The organism is Tardiphaga sp. 813_E8_N1_3 (assembly GCF_051811025.1).
Classification (GTDB): Bacteria; Pseudomonadota; Alphaproteobacteria; order Rhizobiales; family Xanthobacteraceae; genus Tardiphaga.
This window is the reverse complement of the sequence record NZ_JBPWQE010000001.1, coordinates 1,990,166-2,009,594: the sequence shown is the minus strand read 5'-3', so window position 1 is coordinate 2,009,594 and position 19,429 is coordinate 1,990,166. Positions and strand designations below refer to the sequence as shown.

At 61.4% G+C, this 19,429-nt stretch carries 18 protein-coding genes and 1 tRNA gene; 5 read left to right on the top strand and 14 right to left on the bottom strand.

The features are described from left to right. Positions 1–157: 157 nt before the first annotated feature. Positions 158–2,314, bottom strand: a complete 2,157-nt coding sequence (locus AB8A33_RS09480; protein ID WP_439092505.1) for a hypothetical protein — start codon at positions 2,312–2,314, stop codon at positions 158–160. A 332-nt stretch (positions 2,315–2,646) separates the two neighbouring features. Between AB8A33_RS09480 and AB8A33_RS09475 the strand changes: the two genes are divergently transcribed. Continuing rightward, positions 2,647–3,798 (top strand): GGDEF domain-containing protein, encoded by a 1,152-nt coding sequence (locus tag AB8A33_RS09475; RefSeq protein WP_439092504.1) that lies wholly within the window; start codon positions 2,647–2,649, stop codon positions 3,796–3,798. Between the two features lie 165 nt (positions 3,799–3,963). Here the strand turns inward: AB8A33_RS09475 and AB8A33_RS09470 are convergent, their stop codons facing one another. Both AB8A33_RS09470 and AB8A33_RS09465 read right to left on the bottom strand, forming a co-directional pair. Beyond that, a complete protein-coding gene (locus tag AB8A33_RS09470; protein WP_439092503.1) occupies positions 3,964–4,449 on the bottom strand; it encodes a hypothetical protein in 486 nt (161 codons plus the stop codon). Then, complete coding sequence (locus AB8A33_RS09465; RefSeq protein WP_439092502.1) at positions 4,446–4,811, bottom strand: recombinase family protein; 366 nt, start codon at positions 4,809–4,811, stop codon at positions 4,446–4,448. The genes AB8A33_RS09470 and AB8A33_RS09465 overlap by 4 nt, the downstream gene beginning before the upstream one ends. A gap of 176 nt (positions 4,812–4,987) precedes the next feature. On the opposite strand from AB8A33_RS09465, the gene AB8A33_RS09460 reads away from it, so the two are divergent. Next, on the top strand, positions 4,988–5,602 hold the full coding sequence (locus tag AB8A33_RS09460) for a hypothetical protein (RefSeq protein ID WP_439092501.1): 615 nt from the start codon (positions 4,988–4,990) through the stop codon (positions 5,600–5,602). A gap of 107 nt (positions 5,603–5,709) precedes the next feature. Here the strand turns inward: AB8A33_RS09460 and AB8A33_RS09455 are convergent, their stop codons facing one another. The 3 genes from AB8A33_RS09455 to tuf all read right to left on the bottom strand — a co-directional run bounded on the left by AB8A33_RS09455 (position 5,710) and on the right by tuf (position 7,894). Continuing rightward, positions 5,710–6,111: a hypothetical protein gene (locus AB8A33_RS09455; protein WP_439092500.1), complete on the bottom strand. Its 402-nt coding sequence runs from the start codon at positions 6,109–6,111 to the stop codon at positions 5,710–5,712. Between the two features lie 365 nt (positions 6,112–6,476). Continuing rightward, positions 6,477–6,552 (bottom strand) — tRNA-Trp (locus AB8A33_RS09450). Positions 6,553–6,703: 151 nt separating this feature from the next. After that, on the bottom strand, positions 6,704–7,894 hold the full coding sequence (gene tuf / locus AB8A33_RS09445; protein WP_439092499.1) for an elongation factor Tu: 1,191 nt from the start codon (positions 7,892–7,894) through the stop codon (positions 6,704–6,706). Positions 7,895–8,068: 174 nt separating this feature from the next. Here tuf and AB8A33_RS09440 point away from each other — a divergent pair, with 174 nt between their 5' ends. Then, the gene (locus AB8A33_RS09440) at positions 8,069–9,292 is read left to right on the top strand and encodes a serine hydrolase domain-containing protein (protein WP_439092498.1); all 1,224 of its coding nucleotides are present in this window, start codon (positions 8,069–8,071) and stop codon (positions 9,290–9,292) included. Between the two features lie 287 nt (positions 9,293–9,579). Here AB8A33_RS09440 and AB8A33_RS09435 read toward each other — a convergent pair whose 3' ends face one another. From AB8A33_RS09435 to AB8A33_RS09425, 3 genes are all read right to left on the bottom strand, one after another. Beyond that, the gene (locus AB8A33_RS09435) at positions 9,580–10,158 is read right to left on the bottom strand and encodes an I78 family peptidase inhibitor (protein ID WP_439092497.1); all 579 of its coding nucleotides are present in this window, start codon (positions 10,156–10,158) and stop codon (positions 9,580–9,582) included. Between the two features lie 189 nt (positions 10,159–10,347). Continuing rightward, positions 10,348–11,115, bottom strand: coding sequence for an SDR family NAD(P)-dependent oxidoreductase (locus AB8A33_RS09430; RefSeq protein ID WP_439092496.1), 768 nt, complete (start codon positions 11,113–11,115; stop codon positions 10,348–10,350). 44 nt (positions 11,116–11,159) lie between these two features. Then, entirely contained in the window at positions 11,160–11,897 is a 738-nt protein-coding gene (locus AB8A33_RS09425; RefSeq protein ID WP_439092495.1) for a histidine phosphatase family protein, read from the bottom strand. A gap of 135 nt (positions 11,898–12,032) precedes the next feature. Between AB8A33_RS09425 and AB8A33_RS09420 the strand changes: the two genes are divergently transcribed. Then, on the top strand, positions 12,033–12,836 hold the full coding sequence (locus tag AB8A33_RS09420; protein ID WP_439092494.1) for an SDR family NAD(P)-dependent oxidoreductase: 804 nt from the start codon (positions 12,033–12,035) through the stop codon (positions 12,834–12,836). A 202-nt stretch (positions 12,837–13,038) separates the two neighbouring features. On the opposite strand, the gene AB8A33_RS09415 is transcribed toward AB8A33_RS09420, so the two are convergent. The 5 genes from AB8A33_RS09415 to AB8A33_RS09395 all read right to left on the bottom strand — a co-directional run bounded on the left by AB8A33_RS09415 (position 13,039) and on the right by AB8A33_RS09395 (position 18,454). After that, positions 13,039–13,950 carry a DMT family transporter gene (locus AB8A33_RS09415; protein WP_439092493.1) on the bottom strand — a complete coding sequence of 304 codons (912 nt, stop codon included), beginning with the start codon at positions 13,948–13,950 and terminating at the stop codon, positions 13,039–13,041. Positions 13,951–14,126: 176 nt separating this feature from the next. After that, a complete protein-coding gene (locus tag AB8A33_RS09410) occupies positions 14,127–15,044 on the bottom strand; it encodes a DMT family transporter (RefSeq protein ID WP_439092492.1) in 918 nt (305 codons plus the stop codon). 17 nt (positions 15,045–15,061) lie between these two features. Continuing rightward, on the bottom strand, positions 15,062–15,979 hold the full coding sequence (locus AB8A33_RS09405; protein ID WP_439092491.1) for a DMT family transporter: 918 nt from the start codon (positions 15,977–15,979) through the stop codon (positions 15,062–15,064). Between the two features lie 139 nt (positions 15,980–16,118). Further along, positions 16,119–17,180: a phosphotransferase family protein gene (locus AB8A33_RS09400; protein WP_439092490.1), complete on the bottom strand. Its 1,062-nt coding sequence runs from the start codon at positions 17,178–17,180 to the stop codon at positions 16,119–16,121. A 38-nt stretch (positions 17,181–17,218) separates the two neighbouring features. Next, positions 17,219–18,454: an acyl-CoA dehydrogenase family protein gene (locus tag AB8A33_RS09395; RefSeq protein ID WP_439092489.1), complete on the bottom strand. Its 1,236-nt coding sequence runs from the start codon at positions 18,452–18,454 to the stop codon at positions 17,219–17,221. Positions 18,455–18,724: 270 nt separating this feature from the next. On the opposite strand from AB8A33_RS09395, the gene AB8A33_RS09390 reads away from it, so the two are divergent. After that, positions 18,725–19,396, top strand: coding sequence for a TetR/AcrR family transcriptional regulator (locus AB8A33_RS09390; protein WP_439092488.1), 672 nt, complete (start codon positions 18,725–18,727; stop codon positions 19,394–19,396). The last annotated feature ends 33 nt before the right edge of the window (positions 19,397–19,429 follow it).

Sequence of the window (19,429 nt, the reverse complement as noted above, 5' to 3'; positions counted from 1 at the left end):
AGCCGCCAAGCGGGCTCGTTCGTTCGGGAATTTGCCGCGTCGGATATCCGGTCACCGGGCCGACAGCGAGTGAAGCTTCCTACTTCGGACCGGACCAAAGGTCAAGGTATCCGGGCCGGACCGACGGGGACCTTCCCCGCCCCTAATACCACCCGGATCAGCGCCCGCCCACCCCCGGCGACGGTTTGCCGACCGCCGCGCGGACATGCCGGACCACGTGATCCGCCACGATGGCATGGCCCTCCGCGGTCGGATGCACCGCCCCGCTATACATGGCCGCATAGACCGGCTGCAGGATGTCGAACTGGGTAAAACCCGCTGCATGGACGTTTGCGGTCAGAAACGCGTCATTCGGGGTCCGGAACAGGCGCCAGCGGGACGCATAGGGCAGATAGGCTGCCGGCGAATAGGGCGTGAAGTCCTCCTTGCCGATCCAGCGCCGCGGCATCGCCATCGCCTCGCCGTCCGCCTGCGGCCGCTTCGGATCGCGCGCGCAAAGCCCGCGTTTGGCGAATTCGCTCTGGTGATCCGTAATGAGCTGGAAGCCGGTTCCGGCGCCAGTGGCCAGCGCCGGGCAGCCACCTCCCCGCCCGTTGGTGATACAGGCGGTCCGGGTGAAGAAATCGTTGAGAAAGCTCACCGTCTCGCCCAGCCGTTCGCGCGACAGCGACAGCTTCTTGTGGACGTCGAGGCCGAGCGTCGGCTGCGCGCCGCACAGGGCGCCCGTCTCGTCGAACTGGATTGGCTCGTAAGCCGTCTGCAGCACCTTCGCGGGCGCCACGCCAAAGCCGTCGCGCAAGGCATCGCGGAGCGCCACCATGCGCTCGTCAAGCTGCTCCATGTAAGCGCGCGACACTTGTGGTGAGAACCGGATCTGCTTGCCGAGCAGGTTTGCGATCGGCGCGAGATCGCCGGCGGATTCGGTCATCGCATAGACCATCAGCGGCGAGAAGCCGACATCGTTGCCGCCGATCGACAGCAGCAGTGTGTCGATCGGCCGCTTGCGCTCGTTCGGCGCACACCAGGACTTTGTCACCGGCGTGTTCGCAACCTGCACGCTGCCGCTGGCATAGGTCGGCAGATTGTAAGTCGCACGCTGCGTGCGGCCCGCGGGGCTTTTGCAGATCAGATCGGCGAGCTGATCGAGTTGCGAACGCACCATCACATTGCCGGCGCCCTCACGCGCCTTCTTCTCGAGGAAGAGACCTTCGGTGACCTCCGAGCCGGTGCAGGCGAGACTGACCAGCGTGACCGACCGGTGCGGGTTCTCCAAACTGAGCTGCAGCCCGACGCGAAACGGATAGCCATATTGCGAGCGGTGGCAATCGGGGCTGAGCCAGCGCGGATTGGCGGCGTTGAAAGCCTTGTCGAACTGCGCCGATGCGAGCGGGAAATAGAGTTCCTGTTCCTCGTCGGCGAGCTTGCGCCGCGGCAGGTTTTTATAGTCGAAACTTCCCACCGGTGCAGCAGGGGTCAATTTCTGCAGCGACTTGGCGGTGCTGCGTGTCGCCATCTCCTCGCGCATCAGCGTCGGATCGTAGACCATCTCGCGGACGGCGCTGAACGTCACCGGGACGTCCGGATTGCTTTCGCCCGAGGCAAAGGAATCGCCGAGCGCCACGATGAACAGATCCTCGACGACCACCTGCGGGTCGTTCAACATACGACCGTCGGGCAATTTGACCTGGACCGACGCACCGGACAGGCTGCGATCGACGGCATAGGGCAGACGCGTGATCTTGAGCGGTGTCGCGCAGGATTGCGTTGCGGTCTCCGTCCTGCCGCCCGGCCGCCGCGGCGTCCAGCTCCAGACGCAATCATACGCGCCGGCTTCGGCAATGCGCTCGGGCGACAGCCGGATCAGCACCGTATGCGCATCCGGCAGCACGTAATCTTCCTTGGCTGTGCCCCACGAATAGCGCCGGTCGCAACTCGCGAGATAGCGGCCCTGCCGGCTGTCGTAGCAGACGGCATCGATGGTCTGCGACGCCCAGCCGAGACGCGAGCGATCGTAGCGGGCCCGCGCGGTGTCGGCGCAACTGGTCGGGCTGGTCATGTCGCGGCAATCGGGATCGTTCAGCCGCCGCTCGGTGCGCCAGACCACATCGGCGGGCGGCAGCACCAGTTCGTTGCGGGCAGCAGGATAGCCGCGCTCATACATCGCGAAGGACGCGGCATTTTTGAAGAAGCGAAATGGACTTTCCACCTGCCAGAGCAGATCGGCGGCATGAGCGCCATGGCTCAATGACAGAAGTCCAAAGGACGACAACAGCAACGTCGTGGCCCCCACGACGAACGTCACACGTAATTTCATTCTCGACTTCCAGCTGAATTCCCAACGGGTGTGTCGCGCGCGCGGTAAGCCAGGTTCATCGCCGCGACCGCACGCCGCAGGGGCGCAGCGCAACGAAAGCGCGGGGATCAGTACGATCGCGCATTGTCAGCGGAATTCGGCCGCCGATGCCGGACATGGCCATCAGCCTATTGAGCAAATTGTCCCGCGGATCGTCAGATTCCATTAACCCCGCGGCCAGACTAAAACGCGGGAAGCTACCCGGATACTCCAGTAAGTGGATGTATTAGCAGACCTAAATGCTTTGATCGGCAGATTGCTTGTTTGATCGGCAATGCGACGGGCATCAGCGAATGACCAGCATCACCACCCTGTCCGAGGGAACGGACGCCCGCACGAGGGACCTCAGCCAGGATTCGGCATTGCGGATCGCGCGGCGGCGGACCGCCTATATCGCGCAGGCGTCGAGCTATCTAATCGATGCCGCGATCCTGCTGCTCTACGCCGCGATCGGCGTGACCACCGTGGCGACGGGGGTCGTGTATCTGGCCATCAGGCTCGCTGTGGTCGGCCTTGCCGCCTATCTGTCGGAAATCCAGGTCAACGACCGTTTCAAGGACCCCTACCTCACGGTCCCTCTCTCCGTCGTCAGCATCATCGTCCAGATCGGTGCGATCTATCTCGTGCCGCAGATCGGCTTCTACTTCATTTCCATCATTTTCGTCGTGCTCGGCTTTGCCGCACTCCGCATGAGTGCGCGCCAGACCGCCATCGTCTGGTCCACTGCAACGCTGGGCCTCGCACTGCTTTTTCTGATGACCGAAAAGCCGATCGGCATTCCCATGGCAACCGCGGCCGAACGCGCTCTGGCGCTGGCCTGTTTCGTCAGCGCGCTTGGCCGCTGTGCCAGTGCCGGCCTCTACGGCAGCTCGATGCGCGAACTGCTGTATCGTCGCAGCAACGACCTCGCGGCCGCCAATGCGCGGATCGAGGAACTGGCGCAACTCGACGAACTCACCGGCGCATTGAACCGGCGCTACATCATGAAGTGCCTGAACGATGAGATCGCCAAGGCCGAGCGCAACGCCGCAACCTGCTGCATCGCGATCATCGACCTCGACCACTTCAAGACAATCAATGATCACTTCGGACATCCGGTGGGCGATGAAGTGCTGCGCGCCTTCGCCATCTCGGTCTTCGCCAATATCCGCCCCATCGACAGGTTCGGCCGTCAGGGCGGCGAGGAGTTTCTGCTGATCTTGCCGGACACCGAGGTCGATCGTGCGATCCAGACACTGGATCGATTGCGCGGCCTGATCACGGAACTGAACTGGTCAGCGATTGCGCAGGATCTGACTCTGACGATATCCGCCGGGATCAGCGCCATCAGGTCCAACGATACGCCGGAAGACATTCTGGCGCGCGCCGACCGCGCGCTCTATGGAGCCAAGGACGGCGGCCGCAACCGCGTGGTCGCAACGCCGCAAAGGCGGCAGTTCGGCTGACCGGGCATCACCGGCTTCCCGCGCAAGATGGCAGACTTTTTACAGCCTGCAACTCGCAGCAAGCTTTCACAGGTCCGCCTGTGTCGCTCCGCGTATCGATAGATTAAGTATCAGTGCACACTGCTCATCATTGGCACACGAAGTTTATTTTGCTCTCGCCTCAAATCAACTCCACCGGCGGGGAAACAGATCCTTGTAGTCCGGATTCACCAGCACTTGGCGAGCTACGGTCAGGCCTTTAGACAGCAGAAATTCGGCGGTAAGTCTCCGCTGGATGTCATCTTCCTCAAATTCGATCACAACCGCGCTGATTGTTCCGTGGAGAGATACCGAGCGGCTAACTACAGAATCGCTTGACTTGAGCAGCCGAGCCTTCCTCCCCTCTAACTCTCCATGTTTAAGAGCAGCAGCTGCATCCCGCAGCACCCGATAGGCACCTGACCGTTTACTCAATTCATCTCGGTAAGCGTCATCTCGGTCGAACCCTGCGACGAACGGGTGTGAAGCAGACTTGAGCTCAACAAATCGGATCCCAAAGTAGGCGTCTAAAGTCAGTATGGAATTTACCGCGGCCCGGTAGTCGTCAATGTGATGAATAATCGTTAAGATGTTCGGTGCAACTACCTCTTTTAAGAAATCTTCGGATTTCATGCGAACCGTCCCATCACTCGCTGCACCTGAACGGCCGACCACTCGCCCTTGCCACGCGCCGTCGGAATGCTTCGCTCATTCAGCGCTGCTGCAATGGCCCGCAGACTGGTCGCGCCGCCCGCCTGTAGTTCTGCGATGGTCGGGCCGATGTCGGCCGCCCTTTCCGCTGTACGCCTCTCCATGGCATTGGCACGAACCTTGCGCCTGCTCTCGACCTCGACGAATTCCTCGACGATCTGCCACTTGCCGCCGTTGAGATAGGCGGCAACTTGGGACTGCTGAGCCTCCAGGCCGAGGCCAGACTTGCCCTGCTTGGTGGTCGACACGCGATAGTAAGCCACGAATTTTCCGCTGTGTGCCATCTGCACTACTCATGTTACATTTCAAAATGCAATTATCAGGCATCAACTACAGAAACTATTCAGGATCAACTATTATCCAGACAACAATTGATCCACATTGCCCCACGTTTGCGACCTTTTAATGAGGCGCATTCGTTTGCCTGTAAGTGAGCAGCTTGTGATTTGAGGAATCCCTAGTGACCGACAAGAAAGCAGACTTGGAACAAATCAAGTGGGCGGTAGAAAGCCGCTCGCGCAATCAGATGAGCGTTATTCGACTTCTGGAGTTATTCGATAAATACGAGGCCCGTTGGAATTCAAAGAAGTATTCTCGCGCCGCCCAGGACCTATCGTCCGTTGCCTTCTCGCTTTGGCGAGCTGCCTTCCTAGCTGACAAGAGCAGCAAGCGGAGTGATGTATTCGCGAAGGCGAGAGCTTTTTTGACGCGTGTTGTCGAAGAGAATGCGATCGGCTTTCCACAGGACAAACAATGGCGGGATTGGACGTTCAACTATTATAGCCGCAGCGCACAATATTCCCTGCAGCACCTTGCTCAAACATGGAGCGAGGTGGCGCCTGCTTTCGTTAACGAAATCCGGTCGCCCTCTGAGCGATGGGATTATTGCCAAGATTTGTTGGACCAGGCCATCAACGGGTTCAGTTCGGCACTGGAACAGAAAATTGTGCAAAAAGAAAAACGTGACGCGGCCAATGCGCGAGCAGCCGAACGAAAGCGCAATCGGCGCAAAGTGCGCGACATCACATTGGCTGAGCGCAAGAAGCTCAAAAAGGCAGGCGCTACATCGTCATGATCATGCTGCGTCCTCCCTACCGGAGATATCTATAGTAGTAGGGGAATTCCACCCTATGGCAGTGGAACGGGTTTCCCCTGAGGCAGAGCTTGTGACGGGGTGTTTTTTCACACCTGATTGTGAGGTTCCTCCACCCCGGCGATTGTTTTTCGCAATGACCGTGCCTTCGCTTGAGCAACCGCCTTTTCGTCCTTCGATTTGCGAGCGAGGTCGGCCACAGCCAGCGCATTCTCCAACGTCTGGTGACGACGCCACTCGTGCGTCCGATCACACCGTTCGGAGCGGCAATAGGTTATGCGGAAAAGGTTCGGATGACGTCGGAAGTCGAACTCGCTTGGCCAGCCGCGCTCCGTAACCTCCACAACGCCGAGAGCGATGACCTCGCGAATTGCAGGGACGATCGCCTGACGATCGATGCCGTACTTTTGAAAATCGCCGTAGGTGACCGGCAGCCTTCCGTTCATCGTGCCGCCATGACTGGCGAGTTCGATTTCGAGACGGTCGAGCACCCGGAGCCCTGGCAGAGTCAAAGCCCGATATGCCGGGGATCACGGCATTAGCCGGGCTGAAAATTGGCCTCCGATAGCCGTTTTCCGCTTCCGGCTGCCCATTGAGCACCGCCTGACACTGCACGCTCCAACATGGAGCGAATGGCATTCTCCATGGCGCGAGCTTGCGGGCGATGATGTCCTCACCGATCCCCCAGCCCGCATTGTGTCACCAGTAGTGCCCCTGAAAACTTATAGCCACCTCATGCCGCAGACCGACGACAAAGCGGCGTTGAGCAAAAGCACAGATAGAACGGATGGACCCGCTTGCCGATGGGAAGCGACGGATCGGGCGGCGGAGATTGACACTAAGTCATTGAAAACATTGGCAGGGGCGGTAGGGCTCGAACCTACGACAACCGGTTTTGGAGACCGGTACTCTACCAACTGAGCTACACCCCTACAGGAAAACGGCGCACCGTCATTTCCGCGCCGTTTGAAGCATATGCGACGCCTGATTTGCAAGAGGCGAAGCGCCCCCTCCCAAATCAAATCCCGCCGGAATCAAAACGGCGGGCAAGGGAACCAGCCCCTGCCCGCCGTCTTTAATCGATTACTCGATGATCGAGGCCACCACGCCAGCACCGACGGTGCGGCCGCCTTCACGGATGGCGAAGCGCAGCTTCTCTTCCATGGCGATCGGCACGATCAGGTGCACTTCCATGGCGATATTGTCGCCCGGCATCACCATTTCGGTGCCTTCCGGCAGATGCACAACACCGGTCACGTCGGTGGTGCGGAAGTAGAACTGCGGACGGTAGTTGGTGAAGAACGGCGTGTGACGGCCACCCTCTTCCTTGGTGAGGATGTAAGCCTCAGCCTTGAACTTGGTGTGCGGCTTCACCGAACCCGGCTTGCACAGCACCTGGCCGCGCTCGACGTCTTCACGCTTGGTGCCGCGCAGCAGTGCGCCGATGTTGTCGCCGGCCTGGCCCTGATCGAGCAGCTTGCGGAACATTTCAACGCCGGTGCAGATCGTCTTCTGCGTGGCGCGGATGCCGACGATTTCGATTTCCTCGCCGACCTTGACGATGCCGCGCTCGACGCGGCCTGTCACGACCGTACCACGACCCGAGATCGAGAACACGTCTTCCACCGGCATCAGGAACGGCTGGTCAACCGGACGCTCCGGCTGCGGGATGTAGCTGTCGACCGCCTTCATCAGCTCCAGGATAGCGTCATGACCGAGCTTCACATCCGAGTTTTCGAGAGCGGCCAGCGCCGAACCCTTGATGATCGGAATGTCATCGCCCGGGAAGTCGTACTTCGAGAGCAGTTCGCGCACTTCCATCTCGACCAGTTCGAGCAGCTCCGGATCGTCGACCATGTCGCACTTGTTCAGGAACACGACCAGGGCGGGCACGCCGACCTGGCGCGCGAGCAGGATGTGCTCGCGGGTCTGCGGCATCGGGCCGTCAGCGGCCGACACGACCAGGATGCCACCGTCCATCTGCGCGGCGCCGGTGATCATGTTCTTCACATAGTCGGCGTGGCCGGGGCAATCGACGTGGGCGTAGTGGCGGTTGGCGGTCTCGTATTCGACGTGCGCGGTCGAGATCGTGATGCCGCGGGCCTTTTCCTCGGGCGCCTTGTCGATCTGGTCGTAAGCGGTGAACGTTGCACCACCCGTCTCCGCCAGCACCTTCGTGATCGCCGCCGTCAGCGACGTCTTGCCGTGGTCAACGTGACCGATCGTACCAATATTGCAGTGCGGCTTGTTACGTTCAAATTTTGCTTTGGCCATAGATCCACCTGTTAAGCCACGCCCGTGCGCAGCACCAAACCGGCGGCTGGTTACAAGGGAAAACGGCCCTGTTCAAGCCCGAACTTCTGGGCCAAGCTCGTCCAACCATGCCGGCGAGCCCCCTATGTAAGCCGGCAAATGACAAGATCAATCAAAGCGCTATCGGGAGCCCCCATGAACGTCCAAACTGCCGCAAAACACGCCACTTCCCCCGAGACCCCCGAGTTGCCGCAGGCCCGGCCGGAAACGCTGGGATTGTCATCAAACCGTCTTCAGATCATGTCGGACGCATTCAAGCGCGAGATCGACAAGGGCACTACGCCGGGCGTCACCATGCTGGTCTCCCGCCGCGGCCAGATCGGCTATTTCGAGGCCTTCGGCAAGCAGACGCCGGACGGCGCCTCACCGATGACCCGCGACAGCCTGTTCCGCATCTTCTCCATGACCAAGCCGATCGTGTCATTGGGCATCATGCAGCTCGTCGAGGACGGCCATATCCTGCTCAACGATCCGCTCGCCAAATACATCCCCGAATTCGCCGACACCAAGGTCGGCGTCGAGCGCAACGGCGCGCTCGAACTGGCGCTGCCTGTTCGACCGATCACCATCCAGGACCTGCTGCGCCACACCTCGGGCATTTCCTATGAGATCACCGGCAACGGCATGGTGCAGCGGATGTACCAGAAGTCGAACCTGCGCAATCGCGACATCACCAATGAAGAACATGCGAAGATCGTCGCCGGCCTGCCGTTGATCTGCCAGCCCGGCTCTGAGTGGAATTACAGCCGCTCCACCGACATTCTCGGCCGCGTCATCGAGGTCGTGTCCGGGAAGTCGCTCGGCTCCTATCTCACCAAGAACATTCTGGCGCCGCTGCAGATGGCCGAGACCGGCTTCCACACAGCAAGCACGAACAAGGATCGCATCGCCCAGCCCTTCCCCACCGACCCATGGACGGGCGAGAAAGTCGGGCTGTTCGATCCGCTGGAGATTCCGAAGATGGAATCCGGCGGCGGCGGCCTGGTATCAAAGACGATGGACTATGCGCGCTTCTGCCAGATGCTGCTCAATGGCGGCACGCTGGACGGCAACCGCGTGATCGGCAGCCGCACCCTGCATCTGATGGCGTCGAATCACCTCAGCCCCAATGTGAAGCTGGAGACGCATCTCGTGCCGCCCGGCCACAGTTTCGGCCTCGGCTTCGCCGTGCGCACGGACGATGGTCACGCGCCCTATGCGGGATCGAAAGGCCAGTTCTTCTGGAGCGGCGTCGCCGGCACGTTCTTCTGGATCGATCCGCAGGAAGAACTGTTCGCGGTGTTCATGTCGCAGGGGCCGGGACAGCGGGAGTATTTCCGCACGCAGATCCGGAGCCTGGTCTACGCGGCGGTGGAGTAAGGCTCAGCACTCGGCCAACGCAAAACTCGTCATTCCGGGATGAGCGTAAGTCGGCGTAGCCGACTGAAGCTCAGACCCGGAATCCCGATGTGTTCATCACTTCGAGATTCCGGGCTCAGTCCCGTCGCCTTCGGCGCTGGTCCCGCCCCGGAATGACGGACCTGCTGCCCGTCAGCTAATCGTCGCACCGCCGTCGATCATCATCGTCCGCCCGGTCATGACATTCCCGGCTGCAGATCCCGGAAACACAGTCGCCCCCGCGCACGCTCTTGTTACCGATAACCTTCTCATCCGAACCAGATGCTGACGATGCGACCGTCTGCGGGCGCGCGTTCGATGTTGAAGCGGTTTGGCTGCCAGTCCATCGTTAGCATATCGCCGGTTTTGTAGACACGCAGCGCCCTCCCGATCAGCAGTGCTTTCACGTCGTCAGGGATCTTCGGCGCTTCGAGAGTCAGCGCGCCCGGATCGCCCAGCAGAGCCTTCACACCGCCGCTGATCGGCGCCAATGATTCCTTGATTACATGCGGCGGCTCGACAGAATACTCGATGGTGTTTGTCTGGGCATGGACGCGTACCCCCTTGAGCGGATTGCCCTCGCCCCAGTAATTCGCCAGATCGCGATGGATCGTGAGTTCCGCAACAATCGGCAGCACGACATCGCCAACAATGCCTTTCGGCTCCTCGGCGACAAAATCAAAATCCTGGATGCCGTCATCCGGCACACGAATATAGAACCACGGAGACAACTCCGGTGCCGTCCACCCGGTGGTCGAAACATGGCCGTGGGCAACGACAAGGATGGCGGGAGGAAGCGACTTCAAAACGACTACGTCGATCGATGCGACGTCCATCACGCGCTGCATGCTCAATACTCCGATTGGCGATCAACAATGATCAGAGTATTACCCAGCGCCTCCGCTAAATCTACCTTAGATTGTGTTTATATTTTCATCACCTAAGCGTCACAAGGCAGCTAATCATGAGATCCATTCGACTGGGCGCCGCCAACGCGCCCAGTCGGTCCTGACGTCGAGGTCGTGAAGCGTCGTTCGTCAGCTAATCGTCGCACCGCCGTCGATCACCATCGTCTGCCCGGTCATGAAATTCCCGGCCGCCGATCCCAGGAACACCGCAGCGCCTGCGATTTCATCGGGGATGCCGATGCGCAGCAACGGCGAGCGTGCGGTCGAGGCCTTCAGCGTATCCGGATTGTCCCACAGCGCTTTTGCGAAGTCGGTCTTGATCAGGCCCGGCGCGATGCAGTTCACGCGGACATTGTGTTTGCCGTATTCGCAAGCGAGATTGCGCGCCAGCTGCATATCGGCAGCCTTTGAAATGCAGTAGGCGCCGATGGTCGTCGACCCCTTCAACCCGCCGATGGACGACACGATGATCACCGCGCCGTCCTTGCGCGCGATCATGTCCGGCACCACCATGCTGGTCAGCCAGTTATTGGCGACAATGTTGTTGCTCAGGATCTTGTTGAACTGATCGTCCGAGATATCAGCCAGCGGACCGTAATACGGATTCGACGCGGCGTTACATACGAGTACATCGATCTTGCCGAACGCCTTCTTGCTTTCGTCGACCAGGTTCTGCAGGTTTTCCTTGCTGGAGATGTTCGCAGCAATCGCCACCGCAGTCCCCTTGCCGAACTGCGCATTGATCTCCTTCGCCACCTCGTCGCAGACATCCTGCTTGCGCGACGAGATCACCACCTTGGCGCCGTGCTCTGCCATCCGCTCGGCAATGGCGCGGCCAATGCCACGCGTCGAGCCGGTGATGACGGCGACTTTTCCGGTCATGTCGAACAGGTTCATGTGTTTCTCTCCCCTTGATCCGGCATGTGCCGGTTGTTTTTGATTTAGGCCAGTTTCGTCGGCATCACTTCCGGCCCCGCCGGCTGATGCATCGCTGCATGCGAGGGATCGGCGATCCAGGGCTGCTGGTTGACCATCGGAATGCGCCAGCCCGAGTGGCCGTCGCTGGCGAGATGATCGAGCCGCGTGACCGAACAATTGTCGATGGTGAAAGCAAGACCGCGATCCGGCTGATCGTTGAGCGCAAGACCGATGGCCGCCTTGATCGTGCCACCATGCGCCACCGCAACAATGTCCTTGCCGGCGTGCTCAACATTGATGCGTTCGATGCCGCGGCGGACGCGGTTGTAGAGATCCATGAAGCTTTCGCCATTCGGCGAAGGCTCGTCGATGGGCGCAAACCAGTAACTGCCGACATTGATCGGCCGGCTGGCGAAGAACGCCGCGCGGTTCATGCCCTGCCAGTCGCCGAGATGCTGTTCGGCGAAATCCGTTTCATGCGGCATTGCATCGGGTTTCGGAAAGCCCGCAGCCCAGATGGCGCTTGCGGTCTGATGCGTGCGTTTCAGATTGCTGGAGAACCATACGGCATTGCGCGGCAGGATCTTGCTGACGGCACTGAACACCACGGTGTCGCTGCAGTCGCAGTCCATATCCTTCTGGCCGTAGATGTTGCCGCCGTCCCCCCGCACCGGTGCGTGTCGCACCCACCACCACCGCGTCGCCGTCGCACCCTGTGGGACTGTATGCTGCGCCACGAACGGTTTCTCGGCGTTGGACATCGTGACCACCCTTCAATACTGTTTCATTTGTCGTACGTCAGAGCGCGAAGCGCCTCAAGCATCTTTGCAGCCTGGCACGTCTCATTGAATTCCATATGGCGGCACGCCGCACAAAAAACATACAGGGAGAAACTCATGGCTCTGGAAAAAGACTCCGGCCGCCTCGCAGGCAAATCCGTCATCATCACCGGCGCAGGTAGCGGCATCGGCCGCGCCGCCGCGCAACTGTTCTCGAAGGAAGGCGCGAAGCTCATCATCGTCGACCGTAGCGAGAGCGTGCATGAAACCGCGAAACTCGTGAGCGATGCCGGCGGCACCATTGAAGCGATCACGGCGGATGCCGGTTCCGAGAGCGACGTGAAAGCCTATGTCGAAAAGGCGCTTTCAAAATACGGCAAACTCGACGCGATCTGGGCCAATGCCGGCGTGTCGGGCGGCCTCGTGCCACTGCTAGAGCAGACTGTCGAGCAATGGCAGGAGATCCTGCGCATCAATCTGATCGGGCCGTTTCTCGCGATCAAGCATTCCATGCCGCATATGGTGAAACAGGGCCATGGCTCGATCGTCCTCACCGCCTCTGTCGCAGGCCTGAAATCCGGCGCCTCCGGCCATCCCTATGCGTCCAGCAAGGCAGGTGTCATCAGCCTGGTGCAGACCACGGCCTATTCGCTCTCCGGCACCGGCGTGCGCATCAATGCGGTGTGTCCCGGCCTGATTGAGACCGGCATGACCAAGCCAATCTTCGACAATGCCAAGGAGCGCGGCACGCAGGGCAAGATCGGCCAGCTCAATCCGCTGAAGCGCGCCGGCCAGCCGCATGAGCTCGCGGCGATGGGATTGTTTCTGGCGAGCGACGACGCGTCCTACGTGAATGGCCAGGCCATCCCGGTGGACGGCGGCCTCACAGCGTCGATGCCTTACGCAGGTAAGCCGATCTAGCATTACACGCAGGCCTTCTTCTCCCTCCCCCTTGCGGGGAGGGTGGCCGCGCGCAGCGCGGTCGGGTGGGGGTACCGCAGGCTCCGAGTGCGTGGCACCCCCACCCCGGCCTCCACTTCGGCGATGCTGACGCATCGTCTCGTTCGGCCGCCCCTCCCCGCAAGGGGGAGGGATGCCATGGCCGCCACCGCATCACTTCAAGTCACACGCCATCCGGCGGCGCGTTCGACGAATTCGCTGCCAGCAAACGGTCGCGGACACGCTCGCGGTGAAATGTGTAGATGCCGGACAGCACGATGACGCTCGCGCCGAGCACCATCATGGCGTCGGGCACGTCGCTGAAGACCAGATAGCCCAGCAGCATCGCGTACAACATCTGCGAATAGCGCATCGGCGCGACCGACGAGACGTCGCCGACGCGCAGCGCGAGGATGACGCACTGGAATCCGATCAGCGTCATCACTGCCGCCAGCGCAAGGAGGGCGAGCAAATGAACGGATAGTACGCTCCAGTCCCCGTGCAGCAGGGTGAACACTGCCCCTGCCAAGGTCACCGCAACGGCGGTGAGAAAGGTCACGAACAGCGTGGGAATTTCGGCCGGGATGCGCTTGGTGACGAGATCGCGCGTGGCGTAGAACAACACCGACAGCAGCGCCACCAAGGTGAACTGACTGAACCCCTCCGCGCCCGGCCGCACGATGATCAGCACGCCGGCGAAACCCGCGGCAATCGCCAGCCATCGTCGCCACCCCACCGGCTCGCCCAGGATCAGCACGGCACCGCAGGTCATCACCAGCGGCAGCGATTGAACGATGGCGGTCACATTGGCGAGCGGCAGCGCGCTGACCGCGACCAGGAACAGCGCCGAGCCGCCGATCTCCCCGGAGATACGCAGCGCCACTGACGGCACGAACAGCACCCGTAGCGGCCGTAGCGCGCCCTGATGCACCGCCAGTGCACCGATCATGACGCTGGCAAAAAGCCCGCGCAGCATCATTACCTGGCTGAAATGCATCTGCACGGTCAGAAATTTGGCAATGGCGTCGTTGACGCTGAAGGTTGCCATGGAGACAGCCATCAGCAGGCTGCCGCGCAGATTGGGAGAGAGAGGCAAAACAATCCTGGGTAAGGTGCGAACTGAACAAACAGGCTGAGCAGAGCAAGACTCAGGCCAGATGATTGCGCGTCATCTGCACCAAAACGGACAAGCGAGCCAGATGGCTCACGCGTCCCTGCCATTCACTGTGCGCTGGCCTGATGTCGTTCTGACCGTCCTCTTCAGGGGGCAGTTCACAACCCCTCGGTCGGCAGCGCGGACGCCTTCGCCGACACGAGTTGGTCGCGATTGCGGATGCGCTCGCGATGGAAGGCATAGAGACCGGACGCCACGATCACCGATGCGCCGAGGATCATCGCCGCATCGGGGGCATCACCAAAGATGAGATAGCCCAGCAGCATCGCCCACAGCAGTTGCGTGTAGCGAAACGGCGCCACCGCGGAGATGTCCCCGGCCCGCAGCGCCATGATCACGCATTGATAGCCGATCAGCACCAGCACGGCAGCGAGCAATAGCAGCGCCAACGCGCCGTTCGAAGGCGGTGTCCAGCCGCCGAGCGGCACCATGATCGCACCGCCGACGACGGCAACGACGCAGGTGGTCAGCAGCGTCACGAACAGCGACGGGATCTCCTTCGGAATCCGGCTGGTGGCGAGATCGCGGATCATGCAGAAGCCGACGGAGATCATTGCCAGCAGCGAGAACTGATTGAAGCCCTCGACGCCAGGCCGCACCACGATCAGCACGCCGATGAATCCGGCGAGGATCGCCGCCCAGCGGCGCCAACCGACGGGCTCGCCGAAAACCACTGCCGCGCCGAGCGTGATCGCCAGCGGCAGCGACTGGAAGATCGCCGATGTATTGGCGAGCGGCAGATGGGTGATGGAGGCGAGGAACGTGACCGTGCCGCCGATCTCGCCGAACACCCGCAGCGCCACCGGCAGCCTGAACAGGATGCTCACGGGCCGCAGCGCCTGCTGATAGTAAGCGAGCGCGAACACCAATACGCCGGCAATGATGCCGCGCACGAGCATCACCTGGCCGAAATTCATCTGCGCGGTGAGAAATTTCGTGACGGCGTCGTTCAGGCTGAAGCCGGCCATGGCCACAGCCATCAGCACACTGCCGCGGAGATTGGGCGAGAGAGCCATGTTTTACGCCCTCGCCATCACAGCCGGTCCACCGGCGCGCTCGACACCTTGGCGGCCAGCAGCAATTCGCGATTGTGGATTCGCTCGCGCTGGAAGGCGTACAGACCGGACGCCACGATGACTGACGCGCCGAGGATCATGGCGCCGTCGGGCCTGTCGCCGAACATCAGATAGCCGAGCAGCATGGCCCAGAGCAGTTGCGTGTAGCGAAACGGCGCCACCGCCGAGATGTCGCCGACGCGCAGCGCCATGATCACACATTGATAGCCGATCAGCACCAGCACCGCGGCCACGGCCAGCAGCAGGAGCGCCGAAGCCGACGGCTCGGCCCAGCCGCCAAGCGGGACCATCAGCCCGCCTCCGACCAGCGTCATCACGACGGTCGTCAGCAGCGTCACGAACAGCGCAGGAATGTCCGCCGGAATTTTCTTGGTCGCGAGATCGCGCAGCGCATAGAACGCGACTGCGCCGAGCGCCAGCAAGGTGAATTGGTTGAAACCCGCCGCACCGGGCCGCACGATGATCAGCACACCGGCAAAGCCCGCGGTGATCGCCAGCCAGCGGCGCCAGCCGACCCGCTCGCCGAGGATCAGCACCGCGCCGAGCGTGATCGCCAGCGGCTGCGACAGAATGATCGCCGCCACATTGGCCAGCGGCAGATGCGTGATGGCCTGCAGAAACAGAACCGTGCCGCCGACCTCGCCTATGATGCGCAGCGCCACCGGCGCTACGAACAGCACGCGCAGCGGTCGCAACGCTCCGCGATGCGCGGCCAATGCAGCGATCAGCAGGCTTGCAACGATGCCACGCAGCAGCACCAACTGCCCGAAATTCATCTGTGCGAGCAGGAATTTGGACATCGCGTCGGTGACGCTGAAGCTGGCCATGGCGGCCGCCATCAACAGGCTGCCGTGAAGATTGGGAGAGAGCCCCACGTGCGTTTCCAGGTCGATCGTAGCGGCAGCAATTCCCAGCGGCCGGCCCTTCTTGGCGGGGCGTCTTGAAGGCGATCACAAAGCTGAAGCGATCGAGAGAGAGACGCGATCCATCGACTGGATCGCGCTGCGTTGTCGGCTATTTCGCGCCGGCGAGCTGCGCGTATTTCCACGACGCCTGCGCCAGCGGCACGGTGCGCTTGGCGGATTCCATCGCCTTGGCCGACGACGCCGTGCCGTCGCGGACGCGGCCGGCGATGCCCTGCAGAATGCCGGTGAGCCGGAACAGGTTGTAGCAGTAGTACCAGTTCAGATCCGGCACGGTCTTTCGGCCGGCCTTCTCGCAATAGATTTTCGCGGCTTCATCCATGGTCGGGATGTTGAGCGCCTTGAAGTCGAGCCCGTCGAGACCCGGCATGATCCACTGCATCAAGAGATAGGTGAAGTCGGCCATCGGATCGCCCAATGTCGACAGCTCCCAATCGAGCACCGCCTGCACCTTCGGCTGCGTGGCGTTGAACACCATGTTGTCGATGCGGTAGTCGCCATGCACCACCGACACCCGCTCCTGTTCCGGAACGGTGGTCGGCAGCCATTCGATCAGCCGTTCCATTTCCGGAATGAGCTGCGTCTCGGAGGCGCGATACTGCTTGGTCCAGCGGTCGACCTGGCGGGCGAAGTAATTACCGGGACGGCCGAAATCGCCCAGCCCGATCTTCTCCGGATCGTAGCTGTGCAGTTGCGCCAGCGTCTCGATCTTCGCCGTGAAGATCGCACGGCGGTCTTCCTTCGGCACCGATGGCAGCGCCGGATCCCAGAAGATCCGGCCATCTTCCATCGACATGATGTAGAACGCCGAGCCGATGACGGCATCATCGGTGCACAGCGCATAGGCCTTGGCGACCGGGAAGCCCTGCTTCCCGAGCGCAGCGATCACCTTGTATTCGCGATCGACGGCGTGCGCCGATGGCAGAAGCTTGCCGAACGGCTTGCGCCGCATCACGTAGGACTGCTTCGGCGTATTCAGCCGATAGGTCGGGTTGCTTTGTCCGCCCTTGAACTGCAGGACGGTCAGCGGTCCCTCATAGCCTTCCACATGCTCGCGCATCCAGGCTTCGAGGCTCATCTCGTCGAAGCGATGTCGCTCCTCGACTGGCCTCGTGCCGTTATACTCGTCGTCGCGCTTCACACCATCGGTCACATCAGTCTCCGCTTAGCGTTTCTTCTTGGTGCCGAGCTTTAGTGCTTTGCCTCATTGGCATACTTGCGCAGTTCGAGCCGGGCGATGGCACGGTTGTGCACCTCGTCCGGACCGTCCGCAAGCCGCATGGTGCGCATCGATGCATAGTCACGGGCAAGACCCGCATCATCGGACACGCCGGCGGCGCCGTAAGCCTGGATCGCGTTGTCGATGATCTTCAGCGCCATGTTCGGGCCGGAGACCTTGATCATCGCGATTTCGAGCTGGGCAGTCTTGTTGCCGACCTTGTCCATCATGTCGGCGGCCTTGAGGCAGAGCAGACGGTTCATCTCGATATCGGTACGGGCTTCAGCGATGCGCTGCTCCCAGATCGAATATTCGATGATCTTCTTGCCGAAGGCGGTGCGCGACGACAGCCGGCGCACCATCTTCTCCAGCGCTTCCTCGGCCTTGCCGATGGTGCGCATGCAGTGATGGATACGGCCCGGACCGAGACGGCCCTGCGCGATCTCGAAGCCGCGGCCTTCGCCGAGCAGGATATTGCTGGCGGGCACGCGGACATTGTCCAGCTTCACCCGCGCATGGCCGTGCGGTGCATCGTCGAAGCCGAACACCGGCAGCATCTTCTCGATCGTCACACCCTTGGCATCGCGCGGCACCAGGATCTGCGACTGCTGCTGATGCTTCGCCGCGCTCGGATCGGTCTTGCCCATCACGATCATCACGGCGCAGCGCGGATCGCCCATGCCCGACGACCACCACTTGGTGCCGTTGATGACGTATTCGTCGCCGTCGCGCTTGATCGAGGTCTCGATATTGGTCGCGTCCGACGACGCCACATCCGGCTCGGTCATCAGGAAGGCGGAGCGGATCTCGCCGTTCATCAGCGGCTTCAGCCACTTCTGCTTATGCTCTTTCGAGCCGTAGCGCATGAACACTTCCATATTGCCGGTGTCCGGCGCGGAACAGTTGAACACTTCCGAGGCCCAGCCGATATGGCCCATCTGTTCGGCGAGCAGCGCATATTCCAGATTGCTCAGTCCCGCACCGTGGAATTCGTCGTCTTCATGCGACGACGGCGGCATGAACATGTTCCACAGGCCTTCGGCCTTCGCCTTCTTCTTCAATTCCTCGACGATCGGGATCACCTTCCAGCGCTCGCCCGCTTCGTCCTGCTGACGATAGATCGGCGCGGCCGGACGCACATGCTTGGTCATGAAGGAGGAGACGCGCTCGAGCCATTCGCGCTGGCGGTCCGACATATTGAAATCCATGGGGGCGATCCTCGCGTTTTTTAGAATTGTTGGCGGCACTGTTGTCCCGTCGCTGGATCACCGCAAGAGCAAATTTGTCTCTGCTGATGCGGCACAGATCCGCGCGGGGGCGATGGCGTTGAGCAGATGCAATATGCCATCAGGCGCACATTGACATTTCTCGACGCTCAAACGATAGTTTCATACACGCGTTTGAAATGCAACAACCCCGATCCGCGCCGCTTGCATGGGGCCATGTTGCAAGAGGCCGGTTTTGATCAGGACGATCGCATGGCAGCAGACCACACACGGACCGCCATCATCACCGCAGCCGAACGGCTTTATGCCGAACGCGGCTTTGCGGATGTGACCATGCGCGACATCGTGGCCGCGGCGGACGTCAATCTCGCGGCGGTGAATTATCACTTCGGCAGCAAGGACGAATTGATCGCCGAACTGTTCGTGACGCGCAGCCTCGCCACCAACCGCGAGCGCCTGCGCGAATTGAAGGCGGCGGAGGAAGCCGGCGACGGCCGCGCCGATATCAATGCGATCTTTGCCGCCCTTGTCGGCCCGACGCTGCGCGGCTGCCTCGGCCCCGAGAAGCAGCGCTCGGATGCCGCGCGCTTCATGATCCGCGCCTCGATCGAATCCGTGCCGCCAATCCGCAAGATCAAGAACCGCGAGGTCGATCACCTCAAGCGTTTCGCCGCGGCGATGCGCCGGTCCCTGCCCGATCAGGACTCCGCCGATATCTTCTGGGCGCTGCATTTCGCGCTGGCCATGGCGCACCAGACCATCCGCGACAGCGAACGCCTGACGCGCATGTCCGACGGGCTGTGCGACCTCAACGATGTGCAGGCGATCACCGACCGCGTGGTTGCAGTCGCTGTCATGGCGCTGACGGGGAAACCGGCCAAGGCCCCGCTGAAGGAACCGGCCAAGGCGAAAGCGCGCGCCTGAACCATAAGCCCGGTTCCCGCTTCAGATTGCTGG